The 19634-nt window shown below is 36.0% G+C and carries 18 protein-coding genes; 13 read left to right on the forward strand and 5 right to left on the reverse strand.

Translation table 11 applies throughout. The annotated features are described in order from the left end of the window. The first annotated feature begins 37 nt into the window (after positions 1 to 37). The 3 genes from DU508_RS22145 (at position 38) to DU508_RS22155 (ending at position 4041) form a co-directional block, all read left to right on the forward strand. On the forward strand, positions 38 to 880 hold the full coding sequence (locus DU508_RS22145) for an isoaspartyl peptidase/L-asparaginase (RefSeq protein WP_115404848.1): 843 nt from the start codon (positions 38 to 40) through the stop codon (positions 878 to 880). Positions 881 to 909: 29 nt separating this feature from the next. After that, the gene (locus DU508_RS22150) at positions 910 to 1593 is read left to right on the forward strand and encodes a hypothetical protein (RefSeq protein WP_115404849.1); all 684 of its coding nucleotides are present in this window, start codon (positions 910 to 912) and stop codon (positions 1591 to 1593) included. A gap of 279 nt (positions 1594 to 1872) precedes the next feature. Continuing rightward, positions 1873 to 4041 (forward strand): carboxy terminal-processing peptidase, encoded by a 2169-nt coding sequence (locus DU508_RS22155; RefSeq protein ID WP_233509704.1) that lies wholly within the window; start codon positions 1873 to 1875, stop codon positions 4039 to 4041. 283 nt (positions 4042 to 4324) lie between these two features. Here the strand turns inward: DU508_RS22155 and DU508_RS22160 are convergent, their stop codons facing one another. Continuing rightward, on the reverse strand, positions 4325 to 5257 hold the full coding sequence (locus tag DU508_RS22160; RefSeq protein ID WP_115404878.1) for an SPFH domain-containing protein: 933 nt from the start codon (positions 5255 to 5257) through the stop codon (positions 4325 to 4327). 299 nt (positions 5258 to 5556) lie between these two features. On the opposite strand from DU508_RS22160, the gene DU508_RS22165 reads away from it, so the two are divergent. The 3 genes from DU508_RS22165 to DU508_RS22180 all read left to right on the forward strand — a co-directional run bounded on the left by DU508_RS22165 (position 5557) and on the right by DU508_RS22180 (position 9413). Next, positions 5557 to 7599: a M13 family metallopeptidase gene (locus DU508_RS22165; protein WP_233509705.1), complete on the forward strand. Its 2043-nt coding sequence runs from the start codon at positions 5557 to 5559 to the stop codon at positions 7597 to 7599. Positions 7600 to 7827: 228 nt separating this feature from the next. Further along, positions 7828 to 8013, forward strand: coding sequence for a hypothetical protein (locus DU508_RS22170; protein ID WP_115404851.1), 186 nt, complete (start codon positions 7828 to 7830; stop codon positions 8011 to 8013). Between the two features lie 1106 nt (positions 8014 to 9119). Next, positions 9120 to 9413, forward strand: coding sequence for a helix-turn-helix domain-containing protein (locus tag DU508_RS22180; protein ID WP_115404853.1), 294 nt, complete (start codon positions 9120 to 9122; stop codon positions 9411 to 9413). On the opposite strand, the gene DU508_RS24225 is transcribed toward DU508_RS22180, so the two are convergent. The 4 genes from DU508_RS24225 to DU508_RS22195 form a co-directional block, all read right to left on the reverse strand. Continuing rightward, a complete protein-coding gene (locus DU508_RS24225; protein WP_262511035.1) occupies positions 9410 to 9538 on the reverse strand; it encodes a hypothetical protein in 129 nt (42 codons plus the stop codon). The two genes, DU508_RS22180 and DU508_RS24225, sit on opposite strands and share 4 nt — an antisense overlap. After that, entirely contained in the window at positions 9535 to 9717 is a 183-nt protein-coding gene (locus DU508_RS22185; RefSeq protein ID WP_115404854.1) for a hypothetical protein, read from the reverse strand. Before DU508_RS22185 ends, DU508_RS24225 begins: the two co-directional genes overlap by 4 nt. A gap of 2 nt (positions 9718 to 9719) precedes the next feature. Further along, positions 9720 to 10817, reverse strand: a complete 1098-nt coding sequence (locus tag DU508_RS22190) for a CapA family protein (RefSeq protein ID WP_115404855.1) — start codon at positions 10815 to 10817, stop codon at positions 9720 to 9722. A gap of 200 nt (positions 10818 to 11017) precedes the next feature. Next, positions 11018 to 11575, reverse strand: a complete 558-nt coding sequence (locus DU508_RS22195; RefSeq protein ID WP_047799920.1) for a C40 family peptidase — start codon at positions 11573 to 11575, stop codon at positions 11018 to 11020. Positions 11576 to 12337: 762 nt separating this feature from the next. Here DU508_RS22195 and pdhA point away from each other — a divergent pair. The 7 genes from pdhA (at position 12338) to DU508_RS22230 (ending at position 19593) form a co-directional block, all read left to right on the forward strand. Further along, positions 12338 to 13333 carry a pyruvate dehydrogenase (acetyl-transferring) E1 component subunit alpha gene (gene pdhA / locus DU508_RS22200; RefSeq protein WP_115404880.1) on the forward strand — a complete coding sequence of 332 codons (996 nt, stop codon included), beginning with the start codon at positions 12338 to 12340 and terminating at the stop codon, positions 13331 to 13333. A 30-nt stretch (positions 13334 to 13363) separates the two neighbouring features. After that, complete coding sequence (locus DU508_RS22205; RefSeq protein WP_115404856.1) at positions 13364 to 15037, forward strand: pyruvate dehydrogenase complex dihydrolipoamide acetyltransferase; 1674 nt, start codon at positions 13364 to 13366, stop codon at positions 15035 to 15037. Between the two features lie 199 nt (positions 15038 to 15236). Beyond that, the gene (locus tag DU508_RS22210) at positions 15237 to 16367 is read left to right on the forward strand and encodes a Fic family protein (RefSeq protein ID WP_115404857.1); all 1131 of its coding nucleotides are present in this window, start codon (positions 15237 to 15239) and stop codon (positions 16365 to 16367) included. 253 nt (positions 16368 to 16620) lie between these two features. After that, positions 16621 to 17172, forward strand: coding sequence for a cupin domain-containing protein (locus DU508_RS22215; protein ID WP_115404858.1), 552 nt, complete (start codon positions 16621 to 16623; stop codon positions 17170 to 17172). 68 nt (positions 17173 to 17240) lie between these two features. Then, positions 17241 to 18470, forward strand: a complete 1230-nt coding sequence (locus DU508_RS22220; protein WP_115404859.1) for a serine hydrolase domain-containing protein — start codon at positions 17241 to 17243, stop codon at positions 18468 to 18470. Positions 18471 to 18544: 74 nt separating this feature from the next. Further along, on the forward strand, positions 18545 to 18850 hold the full coding sequence (locus DU508_RS22225; RefSeq protein WP_115404860.1) for a YbaB/EbfC family nucleoid-associated protein: 306 nt from the start codon (positions 18545 to 18547) through the stop codon (positions 18848 to 18850). A gap of 65 nt (positions 18851 to 18915) precedes the next feature. Beyond that, positions 18916 to 19593, forward strand: a complete 678-nt coding sequence (locus DU508_RS22230; RefSeq protein WP_115404861.1) for a metal-dependent hydrolase — start codon at positions 18916 to 18918, stop codon at positions 19591 to 19593. Positions 19594 to 19634: the final 41 nt, after the last annotated feature.

The following is a 19634-nucleotide window of genomic DNA, read 5'->3' on the forward strand; positions in this document are numbered from 1 at the left end:
TCTTGATACTTGATGCTCAATACTTGATACTAACAAAATGAAACTAATTATACATGGTGGCTTTTTTAGTGAGTCATCAACCAATCAGGAGACAAAAAAAGCCAAGCAGGAGGCACTTTCTGAAATTGCTTCACTTGGACATGAATACCTTAAAACGCATACCGCGTTGGAAACAGTTGTTTACACGGTTTCATTGCTTGAGAATAATGAACTATTTAATGCCGGCATCGGATCTCAAATTCAAAGCGATGGAAAAGTAAGACTTAGTGCTTCATTAATGGACGGAAAAACCGAAAAATTTAGCGGTGTAATTAATGTTGAGGATGTTCAAAATCCAATCGGAATTGCGAAAGATCTGATAACCTATGATGATCGTGTTTTAAGTGGCGAAGGTGCTCAAAACTTCGCCCGTAAAAATGGGCACAAATACTTCAACCCCATTACTAAACAACGACAGCAGGAATATGAAGCTAAATTAAATCAAAATAATAATCAGGGAACCGTGGGCTGTGTAGCGCTTGATGTTGATGGAAATCTGGCAGTAGCTACCTCTACAGGCGGTAAAGGCTTTGAAATCCCCTGCCGGGTAAGCGATTCTGCAACTGTAGCCGGAAACTATGCAAACCAATATGCGGCTATCTCCTGTACAGGTGTGGGAGAAGATATTGTGAGCGGTGCCATAGCAGCCAAAATTGTGACCCGTGTTACCGATGGATTTTCGTTAAAAGACGCTTGTGATAAATCTTTTTCAGAGCTAAAAGTTTTGGATGGTTTCGCCGGAGTGATTGGCATTTCCGCTTCAGGGGAAATTTATCACTGCGATTCACACCCATACATGGTTTGGGCAGCTTTTGATGTTAATTTACAGGTATTTAGCTAAAGTTAAAGATAAAGTATTATTTTTGTTGCATGTTCAAATTTGTATTGGCTTTTGTAAGCCTTTTTGCCGCATTACAACTACAAGCTCAAAATATAGATAAAGCTGATTTTCAAGAACCAAACGGTGGTAGTGCAATCACTATTTCCGTTTCTAAATTCGATTTGGAAGATGGAAACTCTTTTTTTGAAGATGCTGAAGATTCTGAACGAAAGGGTGATTTCAATGATGCCTTAACTTTATTTGGTAAAGCAGCGTTTGAATATAATGCAGCTAAAAACTTTAATAAATATGGGCAGGCCATTATTAAAATGAGCAGTATGCATTACCAGCTGGGCCGCTTTAGTGATGCTGAACAAATTCTTTTGAACGTAGCATTGAAGAATTATTCAAAAATGGGCAGCAAAAGCGGCTTAATGAACACTTATAATTTATTGGGTAAAGTTTATCTGGCCAATAGCAAATACACGCAATCCATGTGGTTTTATACCCAGCAAGGCATTTTGGCTAAACAATTAAAAAGTGATAATTCTTATATCGAATCTGTACTAGGAATTGTACAGGTGAAAATCAAAAAGAAAGATTTTACTTTAGCCTTAAGAGATTTAAAAACCGCTGAGTGGCTTGCAAATTCAATCAAAACCTCTCAATACAGAGGTCAGATCAATGATGCCAGAGAAATGATAGCAAGCAAAACTTTACCAAAAAAATCTTAACGAGGCAATTTTAATATTGTATAATTATTCCGAAAACGCCATGTCTTTAAAATAATATCATTGTAATATTCTATTTTAAAGTAACTTACCGCTGTTCATCCAAAACAAAAAACACATAATTACGTTAAAACAGAATATTGTTAAATAAATTGCTTTTAGCTAGATTTGATAAATTTTAACAAGAGACAGTAATAATGCTGTCTCTTTTTTGTTTTTTCGTTAAAATGGTACCATATTGGCTATATAGAATTGAAAATGGATTTTAAATCGTTTAAAGAGATGTTGAAGAGAATATTTTTTGTAATTTTTACAGCTGCAGTACTTGCCTGTCATGCCGCACCAAAACCTCAGCCAATTGTAGAGGGTATTACCAATGTTATGCCCGATGAGCAACAAAGGCTTGTTATTAAAGAAGTAGTAAATCTTATCGAGAGCTATAATTATAAAAAGATTCAGATCAACGATTCTATTTCTTCACTGATTTTGGACAAGTATATCAAATCACTGGATCAGGGCAAAAATTATTTCCTTGCTTCTGATATTAAGGAATTTGAAAAATACAGGTATACGCTTGATGATGATTTTAAAAATGGAGATTTAAGCGCTCCTTTCTATATCTATAATGTTTATGCCAAAAGACTAAACGAATATTTTAAATATTCTCTGGCGCAAATTAAAAGTAAGTATGATTTCAATCAGAACGATACTTATGTATATGACCGTACAAAAATGCCATGGGCGGTTTCTACTACTGCTTTAAACGAAACCTGGAAAAAAAGAGTAAAGTATGAGCTCATTAATTTGAGTTTGGCGGGCAGCACAGAAGAAAAAAATATAGAAACCTTAACTAAACGTTATCAAAATTTACAGTCACAAACATCAAAAACCAATAATCAGGATGTATTTCAGATTTTGATGGATGCATTTACAGAATCTATTGATCCGCATACAAATTATTTTGTACCTACAAGAGCAACAGAATTTAATGAAGAAATGTCTCGTTCGTTTGAAGGAATAGGAGCAAGATTACAATTGGAAAACGAGGTTGTTAAAATTTCAGAAATTATTCCGGGCGGTCCAGCATTTAAAGGCAAACAATTAAGTGCCGGTGATAGAATTATAGCGGTTGCACAAGGAGATGGCGAATTTGTTGATATTGTAGGCTGGAGATTAGATGTTACGGTTACCAAAATTAAAGGGCCAAAAGGCACAAAAGTTCGTTTAAAGGTAATTCCTGTTGGGCAGGAAATGTCATCTAAACCAGTTATTATCGAACTGGTAAGAGAGAAAATCATTCTTGAAGATCAATCGGCCAAGAAAAAGGTAAAAACCATTACCACTAATGGCAAAGATTACAAAATTGGCATCATATCATTGCCTGCTTTCTACGCTGATTTTAAAGCAGCAAATGCTGGCGATAAAAATTATAAAAGCACTACCCGCGATGTTAAGAAACTTGTAGATTCATTAAAAAACATTGATAAGGTTGATGCCATTGTGATGGATTTACGTGGAAACGGTGGTGGTTCACTGGTAGAAGCAATTTCATTAACAGGCTTATTTATTGATAAAGGACCAGTTGTTCAGGTAAAGGATTTAAGAGGAAAAATTGAGGTTGATGAAGATGAAAACGCAGGAGTTGCCTGGGATGGCCCTTTTGGAGTAATGATCGATCGTTTAAGTGCATCAGCATCTGAAATTTTTGCAGGCGCTATTCAGGATTATGGAAGAGGAATTATTATGGGCAGCCAGAGTTATGGAAAGGGTACCGTTCAATCTTCAATTGATTTAAATAAATTGGTTAACCCGAGCATGCTGCAAAAAGTTGCTGGCCTGATTACCAGAGATAGAACAGTAGGAACTTCTCCAAATGCGGCAAATCCTGCCGATGTAAATTTAGGGCAAATTAATTTAACAATGGCCAAGTTCTATCGTGTTGCAGGGAGCAGTACCCAGCATAAAGGTGTTACACCTGATGTGGTTTTCCCTTCATTGTATCCAATGGATAAAATTGGAGAAGATACTGAGCCATCAGCTTTGCCATGGGATGTTATTCCTGGCTCTAATTTCAAAGCAGTGGCTAACTTAGCAGCTGTTAAAGCAGGGTTAATTAAAAACAGCGAGCAGCGCATCGCAAACTCTTTGGATTTTAAATATCTAAAACAAGATATTGCAGAATTAAAGAAACGTGATGCTGAGGTTTCGGTTACTTTAAATGAAAACAAGCTTAAAGCCGAACGTGAAGCTCAGGAAGCAAAATCGCTTGCCAGACAAAATGAGTTAAGAGCCCTGAGAGGTTTGCCGGCAATTAAGAAAGGCGATAAAATTACCAAGCAGGATGCTTTTGATTTCATCGAAGATGAATCGCTTAAAGTAATGGGAGATTTCATGCAGCAATCAGGTAATTACGTAATGAATTTAGGCAATAGTACCTCGCAGAAATTCTAAATAGAATAAAAGGATGTTTTCAAAATAATTAATAAAACATCCTTTTATATTTTATAAATTAAATTATTCCGCTGAATGGCAATGATCCTTAACTTAATAACATTGCATTCTCACGCAGGCAGGAAACTACGTGTGGGTTATCATTGAAGATAAACTTAAAGCTCTCGCTATTAAACACATTAACATGTTCAAACGATATGTTCGGGTGTGAGTCGTAATGGGAGAGAAAAGTTAAAGCGAAACTGTAGTATTCACAGTTTCGCTTTAATGTTTATAAATGATTTTAAGCTGGTTTAACCGGGTTTTGACTCAATTGCATAGCCATCATCTCTTTCATTGTTTTATTCATTCCTTCAGTACTGCCATCCAGGAAAATGATGTTTCCTTCGCCATATTCAGCAAATTGTTTAATGGCTTCTGTCCACATGGTAAATAAAATAACAGAAGTGTCTAAATTTGCCTGTTGCATTTCATGAGCAGCATTGGTCATCCCTTTGGCTACTTCTTCCCTAAATAAAGCAATACCTTGTCCGCGAAGCTGAGCAGCCTCACGTTCTGCAGTTGCTGCAATTTTAATCGCGTTACCATCTGCTTCAGCACCTTTTGTTTTCGTGATCAATAAAGCCTGGCCTTCGTTTTCTGCTGCAGCTTTCAGGTTGTTTGATGCCACAACACGACTCATGGAACGCATAATTTCATCATCAAAGGTAATGTCATTCAATTGAAGATCCTGAAGGTGATAACCCCAGCCATCTAAAACCTGATCAATCTGTTCTTTAACATGCAATACAATTTCATTCCGTTGCGCCAATACATTGGCCTGCTTTTGTGTAGCAACGTACGCACGAATTGATCCTTCAATGGTCCTGATCAAAGCCTGCATCAGATTTGTTGAATCAACGAATTTAAAAGCCACATTTTTAATGGTTTCCTCATCCTGGTTTAATACAGAATATAATAACATTGCTTTAAAATAAACATTGGCCTGATCTTGCGTAACCGCCTGAAAAGATAATTCTACTGAACGGTTTTGGATGGAAATTCTGGAATAAATCTGCTCGATTAAAGGAATTTTAAAATTTAAACCTGGCCGTAACTGACGCTTATATTTTCCAAAAACAGTAATTACGGCAATTGTACCCTGTTTAACGGTAACAAATGAGCTTAAAAGAATAATAATGCCTAAGAAAACGAGAATGTAAATAGTATATTGCATAATAAGTTTTTTTATGAAGTTATAAAAAAAATTCATAGAAAATACATCAAGCTATCCGTAGCTTTATTATAACTAACTTTAAATTCATGAAACATCGTCAAATCACACAACTGCATGAACCAGGCTTGTGGACTCTCGGGTAAAAAAAAAGATAAACACTTGTGAAAAATAAATTATGATCGCTTCATAAATCTTTAAAAACTAAAAATATACAGATGAAACCATCATGATTTTTCAAACCACACAGTGGTATGAATAAATCTGATAGCTTTATCACAATTAAAAACAAATTTATACGGATGAAAAATAAACTTATACTGCCGGCAGCCGTACTACTTTTATTAGCAGCTTGCCAGAACAAAAACCACAAAACTGATCGGGCTGATTTGAAACGTACACTTTTCTTTGATACGGCTGGAATGGACCTTACAGTAAAACCTGGTGATAACTTCTTTTTATACGCGAATGGAAAGTGGATAAAAAACACAGAGATTCCTAAAACGGAAACAGGTTGGGGATCGTTTTACACTTTATACAATGATAATATTAAAAATCTGAAAGGTATTTTAGAAGATGCGGCTAAAAGTAAAGCTGCCGCCGGAAGCGTTGAACAAAAAGTCGGTGACTTTTATGCCAGTGGGATGGATAGTTTAACCATCGAAAAACTTGGATTGGAACCTATAAAGCCATTGTTGACTAAAATTGATTCATTAAAAAATGATAAGGAGCTTTTAGATTTTGTTGTAGAGGAGTTTAAAAATGGAAATGGTTATTTATTGAGTTTTGATGTTGAACCTGATGATAAAATAAGTTCAAAAAATGCACTGATTTTTTCACAGGCTGGAATTAATCTTCCAGATCGCAGTTATTATTTAGATCAGGATGATAAAGCAAAAAAAATCAGGGCAAGTTACCATGCTTATATCTCTAAAATATTTGCTTTAGCAGGAGATTCAATAAATGGCTCAAAAAATGCAGATCAGATCTTAAAACTAGAAACTGCTATTGCACAATCTCACTCTACACCAGTAGAGCTTCGGGATCCGCAAAAAAATTATAATAAATATGCTGTTGCCGGTTTTCAGAAAGAAGTTCCAAACATTGATATAAAAACAGCTTTGAATAAATTGGGCGCAAATACCGATACCATCATCGTGAGGCAACCAAGGTACTACCAAGCTTTGTCTTCGCTTGTAAAAAGCCAACCAATTGATGTTTGGAAAATAAAATTAAAGTTCGATGCTTTAAATAATTCAGCAAATGCCCTTACCATGGCCTTTAGAAAAGCCAGATTCGACTTCTATGGTAAAACATTGTACGGACAGCCGGTTCAAACTGAGCGCTGGAAAGCTATGGTAAGTAATACCGATAGTAATTTAGGCGATCTTTTAGGCCAGCTATATACGGAACAATACTTTAAACCAGCAGCTAAAAAGCGCATGCTGGAATTGGTAAACAACCTGCAAAAGGTTTATGAAACAAGAATTAAGAATGTGGACTGGATGACTGCTGAAACCAAGCAAAAGGCATTGGAAAAACTAAATGCTTTTATCAAGAAAATCGGATATACCGATAAATGGAAAAAATATGATGATGTAGAGGTTTCTAAAAATACCTATTTCGCTAATCTTAAATCTGCCAGAAAACATGAGTTTAAAGAAATGATGAGTAAGCTGGGCAAACCTGTAGATAAAACTGAATGGTTAATGACTGCGCCCACTGTAAATGCTTATTATAATCCGGCTTTTAACGAAATTGTGTTTCCTGCAGGTATTTTACAATTCCCGTTTTTTGATTTTGCCGCTGATGATGCCATCAATTACGGCGCAATTGGCGCTGTTATTGGTCACGAAATGACCCATGGTTTTGATGATCAGGGGCGTCAATATGATGCGTATGGCAACCTGAAAGAATGGTGGACAAAAGTTGATGCAAACAACTTTAAAACCAAGGCAGATAAGGTGGTTTCATTCTACAACAATTTTTCTTTGCTGGATAATCAACATGTGAATGGCTCGCTGACCTTAGGAGAGAACCTTGCCGATTTAGGCGGATTAAATATTGCTTACGATGCATTTAAGCTAACCGAGCAAGGTAAAGGTGACAAAAAGATTGATGGGTTTACTCCAGATCAACGCTTCTTTTTAAGCTTTGCACAGGTTTGGAGAATCAAAGATCGCGATGAGCGGATGCGGGTACGTTTAAAAACAGACCCTCATAGCCCGGAAATGTTTCGGGTAAATGGACCTGTTTATAACATGGAAGCTTTTTACAAAGCCTTTAACATACCAACTACAGCCAAAATGTATATTGCTCCGGCTAATAGATTAGGCGTTTGGTAAAAGGGCTTGTTAAAAGTCGCATTCAGTTGTTATCCTCACTTGACTGGAGAGTCTTTTGAAATGCATTAGAGCATCCAATTAAGTTCGATATGACGCTAAATTCCAGGAATCTATCTATACGATAAGTTTTACGAAATGAAGTGGCTGACCTTTTGGACAGCCACTTTTTTTATGAGTTAAAACAAAACACTGAATTTGTTGTCTTTATTCTAAATCAATTAAAATCTTATGAATGTAAAACGCACTTTCGGAACAGTATTAACCATTTTAGGGATAATAGGATTAATTTATGCAGGTTGGGGATTTGTAAATCATAGCCAAAACTCAAGAGGATTGATCGTTTATGGTGTAATTGGTATAATCTTTTTCGTTTCTGGTATTGGCTTGGTTAGGAATACAAAGGATGAGAGTTAGGCAATAAAGGAATAAATAGGTTGCGCAAGGCATGCTACCCACTCTTAAGAAAATCTCTAAACATGAGGTATGTTATCACAAAAAATGCAACACTAATAATCGTATAACATAGCGTTTTGTATAGAGTAATCTTTTGAAAGTTAGAATTTAATATATAGGCGATCGTTGCTGCATTTAAAAGAAAGATGTTCAAAATTGCCGTAAAATTAAAATGACCAAAATATTCTGATACTGTATAAATATACAAGGTAGTTGCAAAATATTTAAAATAAACACTTCCAGCAAAGGTGTCATAAAAAAAGATTAATATGCTTAAAAGCTCGATAATCCCAAAACAAACAATCAATTCTATAAAATTTTCCCAGAACGAACTCTTCCATCTTTTTTTAATTGCCATGAACATCAGTATTATTAGTACATACCGAATTCTAAGCATCAAGAAACAGATTATAATTTCAAGACTGTTCAATCCTGTGGGAAGACCGTTCTTGCAATACCTGGCAACGAAAAAGATTTTAGCTGGAATATGAAATATCAAACTTAATATAAGTTTGATCGATGTGAAAATACAAATGTATATTGGATAAGAAAAGACTCCAATTGGAGCCTTTTCTTTAATGGTTCTAAAATAAAAGAAAGTAAATATTTTTGAATTAGAACGCATAAGATATTATTTCATAGAAGCGATCACTTCTTTTTTATTTTTACCTGTAAAAGTCAACATGTCATGTTCAATATCAGCGAAGATATTCAGAAGGCTTTCATTTTTTGTTCTTGATCTGTAATAGTTTAACATCTTATCAAACCTATTTTATCTTAAAATCATATAATTGACACAAAATAATGCAGCAGTATTAGCTAATGAACCCCATAGAAAGGTTACTAAGCTTAACTCTGCTGATACAGCATATGTTTCATGCTATCAGCTTGGAAATTCTCCATTGCTCAGTTCCCAATTTTTTCATTTTGTTTAAATTTTAAGTTAAAAAATAATTCATTTCATCACTCGCGAAGCAATAACCAAACTTATTTTCTTAAAACAAATATTCCTAAACGCTATATGTTTAAATTATAGGCCACACGTTTAAAAAATGATATGAACCTTTATGCATGTTAAATATTTTTATAGTTTTGCAAAATCTATTAACGTTCCAATTCATCCCATGGAGCAAAAACGTATTATTGCCATGGATGAAAAAACTTTAAAAAAGATTTCTGATAAAATCAGATCAAAAAGAATAGAGATGGGCTATAGCCAGGAGTATATGGCCAATCAGTTAGGGATTTCTCAAAATGTTTATTCGCAAAACGAAAGAAACATTGCCAGTGTTCCCTTTTCAAGAGTTTTAAAAATGACAGCAATATTGAATATATCATTTGTTCAGTTAATGAACATTTAATTTTTCCGCCTAAACTTTCTGGAGAGTAAAAAAATAATGATCGCAGCGCCAAAAGCCAGGCCCAGATAAATTCCATCTTTAAAATTTTCTCCTTTTGTAGCCTGTAAGATAATTACAATCATCATGATTTTTTCTTGTGTTTAATGATCTGATACTGACTAAAAGCCACTAAACAACCGGCTAAAATTATAATTCCGGCTGATAAAAGATTTTTTGGGTTTTGATTAATGTAATATGCTGCCACTAAAACTAAAACCGCAGCCGCTATGCCAATGATATAGTGAATGAATAATCCTTTTTTCATAACTAATTTTTTAAGGTAATGCTATTGTTCTCAAACTTTAGCTGGTGGCCCACAAAATCCAGGTTGGTTAATGCTTCCATGCGTTTAAAAGCACTATGATTTTCATCAATGGTTAAACGGTTTATTTTATCCTGTTTAACCGAAACCACATCCGCATAAAGGAAATCGCCATTAGCATTGATCTTCAGCTGTAATAACGGGGCAAAGCCATTCCAACCTTTCAGGCTAAACATTCCATAAGTACAAAAATTGCCTAAGCTGTAGGCTATAAACTTATTTTTATAAACCTCTACCGCTCGTGTTACATGAGGTCCGTGCCCCAAAACCACATCTGCTCCTGCATCAATTACAGCATGAGCAAAAGCATAAACATTCCCCCGGTTTTCTTTGTAAAAAATCTCATTCTTTCTCGGAACATGTTCAAACTTTGCGCCTTCACCTCCACCATGAAAGGATACAATTACAATGTCTGCCTCTGCTTTTAATCTTGTTACCAGTGCTTTTGCACTATCAATTTTGTTAATCGAAACCGTGTTTTCATTTGGTGCAAAGGCACAAAAAGCATACTTTACGTTATCCTTTTCAAATATTTCGAAAGGCTTATTTAGCTGTCCCGCATAATGAATTTGCAATGAATCTAAAATACGGGCAGTGTTTTTTCGTCCCCTTGAATCGAAATCACCAACATGATTATTGGCAATGCTCAATACATTAAAACCTGCTTTTTTATAGATTCCGGCATAGCGTTCGGGCATCCTGAAAGCGTAGCAGCTATTGGGATCAACCCCTTTACATTTTGTAGAATTACCAGAGTTTAAAAAACAACCTTCTAAATTCCCAAACACAATATCGCCTTTTAACAAACTATCAACAGCCTGAAAACTATTTATGGCATCGTCAGGTGGTAAATTAACTGTCGATGGAAAAGCTGAACCCAACATCAGATCGCCCACAGCGGTTATGGTTATTGTGTCCTTTGTTTTTATAATAGTGGTATCTTGTTTAACAGCGGGAATAATAACCTGGGCGTTATTACTGGTGCAGCTAAAAAATGCAATAATGCTGAAGAATGATAAAATTATGCTGTTGATAAACTTCATAAAACTAATTTATTTACCCCCCTTATGCAATCCTCAAATTTATGGATTGGCACCCATCGCTTTAGATCTCTGAAATAAATTCAGGATGACGAATGTGTAGAGCAGGTTGCACATATTATAAAAAAAATCCTCCAGAATTTCTTCAGGAGGATTATATTTTATCTTTACCGTTAACGGAAACCAGTTAATCGCAAACTGAATTATTCTACTGTAAATTCTTTCTTAAACGATTCCAATACTCTACCACCCTTATAAAAATAGCGGCTGTAGTAAGGCTCATTTAAGTTGCTGATCACTACGCCACGAGAACTGGATGCGTGCGCAAATCTATTATCGCCTAAGTAAATGCCTACATGAGAAATACTTCTGCTTTTTATCTTGAAGAAAACCAAATCACCCTCTTTTAAATCTTCCTTGGATAATGGATCTACCATGCTAAAAATATCGCGGGAATTTCTTCTAATGGTAGTGTTGAAAACTTTATCATAAATTGCTTTAGTGAAAGCTGAACAATCAATCCCTCTTTTGCTTGATCCACCGTAGCTGTAAGGGGTTCCGATCCATTCGTAAATAAACTTGTATAGTTTTAAATTTGAAGTCGCATCTACGGCAACACCCATCACTTGCGAAAAGTATTGAGATGCTAAGTTGTCGGGATCATTTAATTCTTTACCAGATTCTTTTGTTTTTGTTTGCGCAAATGCGGCTGAGAACGTGCAAATAGCGATTAGGGATGAAAACAAAAATTTTTTAATCATGTTATACAGTTATGTTTGGGTATTCACTTACACAGTAACGTAAACCACATGGGCTTATTGTTGGTTGCCAAAAGTATTAATTATACAAATGTTATCCAAATGTTAACTGTTAAAAAGTAAAAGTTATTAACATTTTAACCTTCTGGTGGGTTTGTAAGCTGATTTATAGAAAGTGATTTTGATTATCCTGAATTAAAAATCAGGTTGATATAATAATACTCGATTTTAGAATAAATTTCTTGATCTCTTCCGTTTCTACAATTTATCCTATTGTTTATACCTCTATAACTGATTAACCATGATTCACAATGGCAAACTTTTTTGCCCAATTTCATTTGGACTTTAGACGGCTTTTGGTCGGATGGAATTGTCAGGAGTCCGAACCAAGTCCGAATCAAATGCGTCTTAAGTGTGTCGGAAGCGTTAATAGCCCTATACTAAAATGATACTTTAACATAAACATGGATAAATGATCATGCAAAGTTTATGGTCGTAATTCAGGAATATTTAAATTAGGGCTAAATATGGTTTTACAAAATTAAATTTCACAATAAATTAAATAGATAATTTGATAAACGGCGAAGTTTAAAATCTATAAAATCAAGGTTCTCATTCAAATTCACAGTATGAAACTTATTTGATTGTAAAACAACTGTTAAAACTACAGTTAAGTTAAAATGCATGATGATTTTACACTAAAAAGTGCCAAAAATTACAATAAAAAAATTAGATTTGCTGTCGCAAAAAAACAAATACCCTAAAATGAGTGCAGTAGAAATAAATAAAGATACTTGGTTGAAGTGGTTCGAATCGATGTTGCTGATGCGCAAATTCGAAGAGAAAACCGGCCAGTTATACGGACAACAAAAAATACGTGGCTTTTGTCATTTATATATTGGACAAGAGGCTGTAGTTGCAGGTGCTATATCTGCAATGCAAAAAGGCGATTCAATGATTACTACTTACCGTGATCACGCTCATGCTTTAGCTTTAGGTGTAAGTGCCGACAGCATCATGGCAGAAATGTATGGTAAAGCTACTGGTTGCTCTAAAGGAAAAGGCGGTTCAATGCACATGTTTAGCAAAGAGCATAACTTTTATGGTGGCCACGCCATTGTTGGAGGTCAGATTCCACTTGGTGCAGGTGTTGCTTTTGCAGAAAAATATAAAGGAACAGACAATGTTAATATTTGTTATATGGGCGATGGTGCTGTACGCCAGGGTGCATTAAACGAAACTTTTAACATGGCCATGCTTTGGAAGTTGCCTGTAGTTTTTGTTTGCGAAAACAATGGTTATGCAATGGGTACTTCAGTACAACGTACAACAAACATGACTGATATATATAAAATTGGTTTAGGTTTTGACATGCCATGCGCTCCTGTTGATGGCATGGACCCGGTTGCTGTTCATAACGCAATGGATGAAGCCATTCAACGTGCCCGTAAAGGTGAAGGACCAACCTTTCTGGAAATGAGAACTTACCGCTACCGTGGTCACTCTATGTCTGACCCTGCAAAATATCGTACCAAAGAAGAATTAGAAGATTATAAAGCAAAAGATCCTGTTGAGCATGCAAGAGAAACTATTCTTAAAGAAAAGTATGCAGATGAGGCCTGGATTGAAGAAGTAGAAGCTAAAGTTAAAGCTACTGTAGATCAGGCGGTAAAATTTGCAGAGGAATCTCCTTGGCCAGATGCATCAGAATTATACAAAGATGTATATGTGACAGAGAACTACCCTTACGTAATGGACTAATATTATTAAGATTTCAATTAATTAGATATAATGGCTGATGTAATTAAAATGCCCAAAATGAGCGACACCATGACCGAAGGGGTTTTGGCAAAGTGGCATAAAAAAGTGGGCGATAAAGTAAAAAGCGGCGATGTTTTGGCAGAAGTAGAAACTGACAAAGCAACAATGGATATGGAATCTTATTGGGATGGTACTCTTTTATACGTAGGCGTAGAAGAAGGTCAGGCTGTTCCCGTTGATGCTATCATGGCCGTTATTGGTAAAGAAGGCGAAGATTACAAAGCAGCTCTTGAAGCTGAAAAAGGTGGTGCTGAAGCTGAAAGCGAAAAGCCGAAAGCTGAAAGTAAAGAAGAAACGCCAAAAGAAGAAGCTGCTCCTGCTCAAGGCGGTGGTTTAAGTGAGGAAGAATTAGCTGCTAAAGGTGTTACGGTAATTCGCATGCCTTTATTAAGCGATACAATGACAGAAGGCGTTATTGCTGAATGGCATAAAAAAGTTGGTGATAAAGTTAAGGATGATGATGTTTTAGCTGATGTAGAAACCGATAAGGCAACTATGGAAGTGATGGGCTATGCAACTGGTACTTTATTGCATATTGGTGTAGAAAAAGGCCAGGCAGCTAAAGTAAATGGAATTATCGCCATTGTTGGCCCTGAAGGAACTGATGTTAGTGGAATTTTAGCCGGAGGGTCTGCTCCAAAAACAGAAAGTCAGGAGTCGGCAAGTCCGAAGTCTGAAGATGCTCCAAAAACAACTGCTGATGCAGGTTCATCTGCTCCTGTTGCCGAAAGTTCATCTGATAGCCGCGTGAAAGCATCTCCTTTAGCCAAGAAGATTGCCAAAGATAAAGGAATCGATTTATCGCAGGTTGCAGGCAGTGCAGAAGGTGGCCGTATCATTAAGAAAGATATCGAAAACTTTAAACCTGCAGCGCAAGCTGAGAGCGGAAAGGCTAAAGCTGAAAGCGTAGCGACTACAGATAAAGCTGCCGCAGCACCTGTTATTCCAACTTATGTGGGCGAAGAGAAATTTACAGAGAAGCCTGTATCGCAAATGCGTAAGGTTATTGCCAAACGTTTAGGTGAAAGCTTATTTACTGCTCCACATTTCTACTTAACCATTAGTATTGATATGGATAATGCAATGAGTGCCCGTACGGCAATAAACACTGTTGCTCCAGTTAAGGTTTCTTTCAATGATATTGTAATTAAGGCTGTTGCTGTTGCATTAAAACAACACCCTGCTGTTAACTCATCATGGGGTGGAGATAAAATCAGATTTAATGAACATACCAACATTGGTGTAGCTATAGCTGTTGAAGATGGCTTATTGGTGCCGGTTGTGCGTTTTGCTGATGGCAAATCTTTATCTCACATTTCTGCTGAGGTTAAAGAGTATGGTCAAAAAGCAAAAGCTAAAAAACTACAACCGTCGGATTGGGAAGGTTCTACTTTTACCGTTTCTAACTTAGGTATGTTTGGTATTGATGAATTTACTTCAATTATCAATTCTCCTGATGGTGCAATTTTATCTGTAGGTGCAATTCAACAAATCCCTGTGGTTAAAAATGGTGCTGTTGTTCCTGGTAATATAATGAAACTGACTTTAGGTTGCGATCACCGTGTGGTTGATGGTGCAACCGGAGCCGCATTCTTGCAAACATTGAAAGGTTTATTGGAAGAGCCAATCAGATTATTAGCATAGTCAGTTAACAGTTTGCAATTCTCAGTTTTTTGAGCTGATGAAACATCATATTAAGCCATTCCTGAAAAGGAGTGGCTTTTTGGTTTTATAAAATTAAATAAAAAACGTGGGCCAATAATTAAAAAATTGACCCACGTTATGTGGCATGTGGACAAAAAAAGCTTAAATTGGCCCACGTATTAATTTTATCAGACTATAAATGGCTAAGCTACATCAAATACCATCATTGCCATTACAGCAAGATGTTGAAACAAAAACTGTGTTAAAAAGACTTAATGCGGTTCGTGCTGCACTAGCTGGATTAAATGGGGTAGCCGAAAGCATTCCAAATGAAAGGATAATATTGAATACGCTTTCATTACAGGAAGCAAAGGATAGTTCTGCCATAGAAAATATTGTCACTACACATGATGAGCTTTATACCAGTGATAGTATTACACGTCAGTTTACCAGTCTTGCAGCAAAAGAAGTTTATAATTATGCTCAGGCACTTTTGGAAGGATTTAATCAGGTAAAAGAAAGTGGATTGATTACGATAAATCATATTCTTAAACTACAAGCTTTGCTTGAAGAGAATGATGCTGGTTTTAGAAAAGTGCCAGGCACTGCTTTGAAGAATGACCAAACAGGTGTAACTGTATATACTCCGCCTCAGGAACTAGATAAAATTATTGATTTGATGGGCAATCTTGAAGCATTTATTAATGATGGGGCACTCACGGATTTAGACCCAGTTGTGAAAATGGCAATTATTCATCATCAGTTTGAAAATATACATCCATTTTATGATGGAAATGGAAGAACTGGACGTATTATTAACATTCTTTATCTGGTAAAGGAGAATCTGCTTAAATTGCCCATACTTTATTTAAGTAGGTATATCAACCAAAATAAAGCAACCTATTACCGCTTGCTGCAAGAAACAAGAGAAACCAATAATTGGGAACCTTGGATACTTTATATACTCGATGCTGTTGAAGAAACAGCATTACAAACTTCGTATATTATTAGGGAAATCAAAAAGCTTATGGTAATTCACAAGCAAAAAATTCGTTCCGAGCTACCAAAAATTTATTCACAAGATTTAATTAATAGTTTGTTTAAACACCCATATACAAAAATCGAATTTATAAAGAATGATCTTCGAATAGCCAGAAAAACAGCAGGAAGACATCTTGACCAACTTTGTGAAACGGGCTTGATCACAAAAAATAAGATTGGGAAAGAAAATTATTATTTCAATAATGACTTAATTGAGCTTCTAATTAATGTAAGTAGTTTAAAGAAAGAAGATGTTGAGCAAATTAATATCACAACAGAGCATATTTAAAGTTTAAATGAAAACAACGTGGGCCAATAATTAAAAAATTGACCCACGTTATGTGGCATGTGGACAAAATATCTAAAAACTGACCCACGTATGGACTATAGAAACCTTACCCTTCTATCTTTTTGAGAAAAAATTTTGGAAAGCACCTGACAAGTGTTTTAGAAATTTAGAATCGCAAAAAATTAAATCCTATTACAGCAACAATTCTAAACCCTTTCCCAATTGCTTTGTTAATTATTAAAACACCTTAATCATGGACAAAGAAAAACTGATACAAGAAGCTTATCTTGTTGCACATAAAATAGAAGAAAACGGGAACTTCCCTAACAATCCGAATTTACCTTTAATGATTTATAAAGGGGCCTTTTTAATTCATCCTGATGAAACAGAAGAGGTAATAAAAAAAGTTTTTGCCAAAAATGGTTACACCAATGCATGGGTAGATGGCATTTTCGATTACCAGCATTACCATAGCAATACCCACGAAGTAATGGGAGTGTACTGTGGCAAAGCCGACGTGCAATTTGGCGGCGATCACGGCGTTTGCATTGAACTGGATAAAGGTGATGTTGTCGTGATTCCGGCGGGTGTTGCACACATGAAATTAAACTCGAGTGATGACTTTACGGTTGTTGGCGCTTACCCCAATGGAACGGATTATAACATCAAATATGGCAGGCCTGAAGAGCGCCCGGAAGCAGATGAAGATATTGCTAAAGTAAAAAATCCGGAAAGTGATCCTGTTTATGGCAGCAAGGGTCATTTGTTTGAATGCTGGTACAATCAAAAATGCGCAAATGTTTAAAACTCTTTCTATTTTAAAGACTAAAATTCTTTAATTTTCGCGTTTTAAACACACTACACCTGATATTAATGAATTTTAAATATATATGTTCAGCATTTGCACTCTCTGTAACTTTATTAACCGCTTGTAATAGCAAAAAATCAGAAGAGAAGAAAGCCGCTGACGCTAAAGTCCGTGTAAAAGAAGATGACAAAGCGGACAGTCTTTTAATTGCTTACGACCCTGCAAAAGGCGATAAATGGATTGCCGATTTCGTTCAGAATCTACACAAAAAATATGGTTTCAATGGAAATATGCTGGTGGCTAAGGATGGAAAAATTCTTTATGAAAAAGCCATTGGCTGGGCAGATTATTTGCGCCGTGATAGTTTGAAAATCAACTCGGAATTTGAACTTGCTTCCATTACTAAAACGTTTACCGGAACTGCAATTATGCAGTTGGTGGAGGCAGGAAAGCTTTCTTTGGATGATAACGTTAAAAAATTCTTTCCTGATTTTCCTTATGAAGGTATCACGATCAAACTATTGCTTACCCATCGCAGCGGAATGATGAATTATGTTTACTTTATTGATGACATTTGGCGCAAGGAAAAACGCAATATGAAGAAGGGTGTTACCAATCAGGAGGTAATGAATATCATTGCCGAGCGGAAACCAAATCCCTATGTAAAGCCTGATAACCGCTTCCATTATAACAATTCTAATTTCATGGTGTTGGGTGCCATTATTGAAAAAGTAACTGGTAAAAGGTATTCACAATATATGATGGAGCATATTTTCAAACCTGCAGGAATGAAAAACACACATGTTTACAGCACAACAGAGTATGAAAAAATTCCTGTTGACGTTGTTGGACACGATCGTACCTGGAGATATTCAGTAGCGCAAAATTTTTTAGACGGCCCCGTAGGAGACAAAGGTATTTACAGTACCGTTCATGATTTGGTGCTTTATGATAAGTATCTGAAAAATGGCCGTTTGTTAGCGAAAAAAAGTACGGATTCCTCTTATGTAGGCCGTAATAAGCCTGTAAATGGTCATTTTAATTATGGGTATGGCTGGCGAATGTTTGAAGGTAAAAATATGGACAAAGTTGTTTATCATACGGGTTGGTGGCACGGTTTCCGTCATATTTATGTTCGCGATTTAGATAAAAATATTATCGTTATTTTCCTCGGGAATTTAACTAATGGAAGTTTAGTGCATCTTGATGAATTGTACAAACATTTAAATATGCCAATTATTCGTAAAGGTGCTTATCATGGTAATGGCAGCTTGCCAGGCAGCGATGAAGATTAATTTATAATGTCCTAAAAAAGATGATATTAAAAACAATTTCCTGTAATTTCAATTTATTATAAAAACAACAGATTATGTTCGATAAATTATTTGCGGCACAACAAAAGGCCGAAGAAATTAAGAAACGTTTGGATACCATTTCTGTATACGGCGAGGTTGAAAATGGTGCGATCAAAATTACCGCAACAGCTAACAAAGCAATAACGGGGATTGCAATTGATGAAGATTTCTTAAAAAACGCCGATAAGGAAGAGCTGGAAGAACTATTACTTACCGCTATTAATAAGGCGCTGGCAAGTGCAGAACAAGTGAGTAATGCAGAAATGCAGTCATCTGCAAAAGATATGCTTGGCGGTTTAGGCGGCATGTTCGGGCAGTAAAAATTGTTCTATGTTTAATTGTTATCAGGCTTTATCACTGATACGCAAATTTTGATATTAATACTATGAAATATACCTATTACGGGCAATCTTGTTTCTTATTGGAAACAACTGACAAAAAGCTATTATTCGATCCGTTTATCACTCAAAATCCATTAGCCAAAGCCATAGACATTAAAACGATAGAGGCTGATTATATCCTGGTTAGCCATGGACATGGAGATCACGTAGGCGATTTGGTTGAATTAGCTAAACAAACAGGTGCAACTGTGATCGCTATCCCTGAAGTGATCGATTGGGTACAAAAACAAGGGGTTGATAAAGTACATCCAATGAATTTCGGCAAGTTTACCTTTGATTGGGGAGTGGTAAGGATGGTTCCGGCCACGCATTCAGCTGGCTTGCCAGATGGTAGTTATGGTGGCAATCCTGCTGGTTTTGTGCTTGAAGTTGATGGAAAACAAATTTATTTTGCCGGCGATACCGGCTTAACAATAGAAATGAAAGTTCTGGCCGATGTTTGCAATCTGGATTATGCTATTTTACCAATCGGTGGAAATTATACCATGGATGTTGATGATGCTTTAGTGGCCACTAAATATTTCGATTGTGATCAGGTAATAGGTGTGCATTACAATACTTTTCCAGTGATTGAAATTGATACTGAAGATGCCCTTGATAAATTCAAACGTGAAAACAAAACTTTATTGTTGCCTCAAATTGGAGAAACAATAGATCTATAAAATAAAAAAGGGGGCCGATTCTCATCGCCCCCCTTCAAATT

Source organism: Pedobacter chinensis, from assembly GCF_003339865.1.
GTDB classification, from domain to species: domain Bacteria; phylum Bacteroidota; class Bacteroidia; order Sphingobacteriales; family Sphingobacteriaceae; genus Pedobacter; species Pedobacter chinensis.

Coding starts and splice junctions, on each gene's coding strand:
- DU508_RS22145 (WP_115404848.1), top strand. CDS start 38: ATGAAACTAATTATACATGGTGGCTTTTTTAGTGAGTCATCAACCAAT.
- DU508_RS22150 (WP_115404849.1), top strand. CDS start 910: ATGTTCAAATTTGTATTGGCTTTTGTAAGCCTTTTTGCCGCATTACAA.
- DU508_RS22155 (WP_233509704.1), top strand. CDS start 1,873: ATGTTGAAGAGAATATTTTTTGTAATTTTTACAGCTGCAGTACTTGCC.
- DU508_RS22160 (WP_115404878.1), bottom strand. CDS start 5,257: ATGCAATATACTATTTACATTCTCGTTTTCTTAGGCATTATTATTCTT.
- DU508_RS22165 (WP_233509705.1), top strand. CDS start 5,557: ATGAAAAATAAACTTATACTGCCGGCAGCCGTACTACTTTTATTAGCA.
- DU508_RS22170 (WP_115404851.1), top strand. CDS start 7,828: ATGAATGTAAAACGCACTTTCGGAACAGTATTAACCATTTTAGGGATA.
- DU508_RS22180 (WP_115404853.1), top strand. CDS start 9,120: ATGCATGTTAAATATTTTTATAGTTTTGCAAAATCTATTAACGTTCCA.
- DU508_RS24225 (WP_262511035.1), bottom strand. CDS start 9,538: ATGATGATTGTAATTATCTTACAGGCTACAAAAGGAGAAAATTTTAAA.
- DU508_RS22185 (WP_115404854.1), bottom strand. CDS start 9,717: ATGAAAAAAGGATTATTCATTCACTATATCATTGGCATAGCGGCTGCG.
- DU508_RS22190 (WP_115404855.1), bottom strand. CDS start 10,817: ATGAAGTTTATCAACAGCATAATTTTATCATTCTTCAGCATTATTGCA.
- DU508_RS22195 (WP_047799920.1), bottom strand. CDS start 11,575: ATGATTAAAAAATTTTTGTTTTCATCCCTAATCGCTATTTGCACGTTC.
- pdhA (WP_115404880.1), top strand. CDS start 12,338: ATGAGTGCAGTAGAAATAAATAAAGATACTTGGTTGAAGTGGTTCGAA.
- DU508_RS22205 (WP_115404856.1), top strand. CDS start 13,364: ATGGCTGATGTAATTAAAATGCCCAAAATGAGCGACACCATGACCGAA.
- DU508_RS22210 (WP_115404857.1), top strand. CDS start 15,237: ATGGCTAAGCTACATCAAATACCATCATTGCCATTACAGCAAGATGTT.
- DU508_RS22215 (WP_115404858.1), top strand. CDS start 16,621: ATGGACAAAGAAAAACTGATACAAGAAGCTTATCTTGTTGCACATAAA.
- DU508_RS22220 (WP_115404859.1), top strand. CDS start 17,241: ATGAATTTTAAATATATATGTTCAGCATTTGCACTCTCTGTAACTTTA.
- DU508_RS22225 (WP_115404860.1), top strand. CDS start 18,545: ATGTTCGATAAATTATTTGCGGCACAACAAAAGGCCGAAGAAATTAAG.
- DU508_RS22230 (WP_115404861.1), top strand. CDS start 18,916: ATGAAATATACCTATTACGGGCAATCTTGTTTCTTATTGGAAACAACT.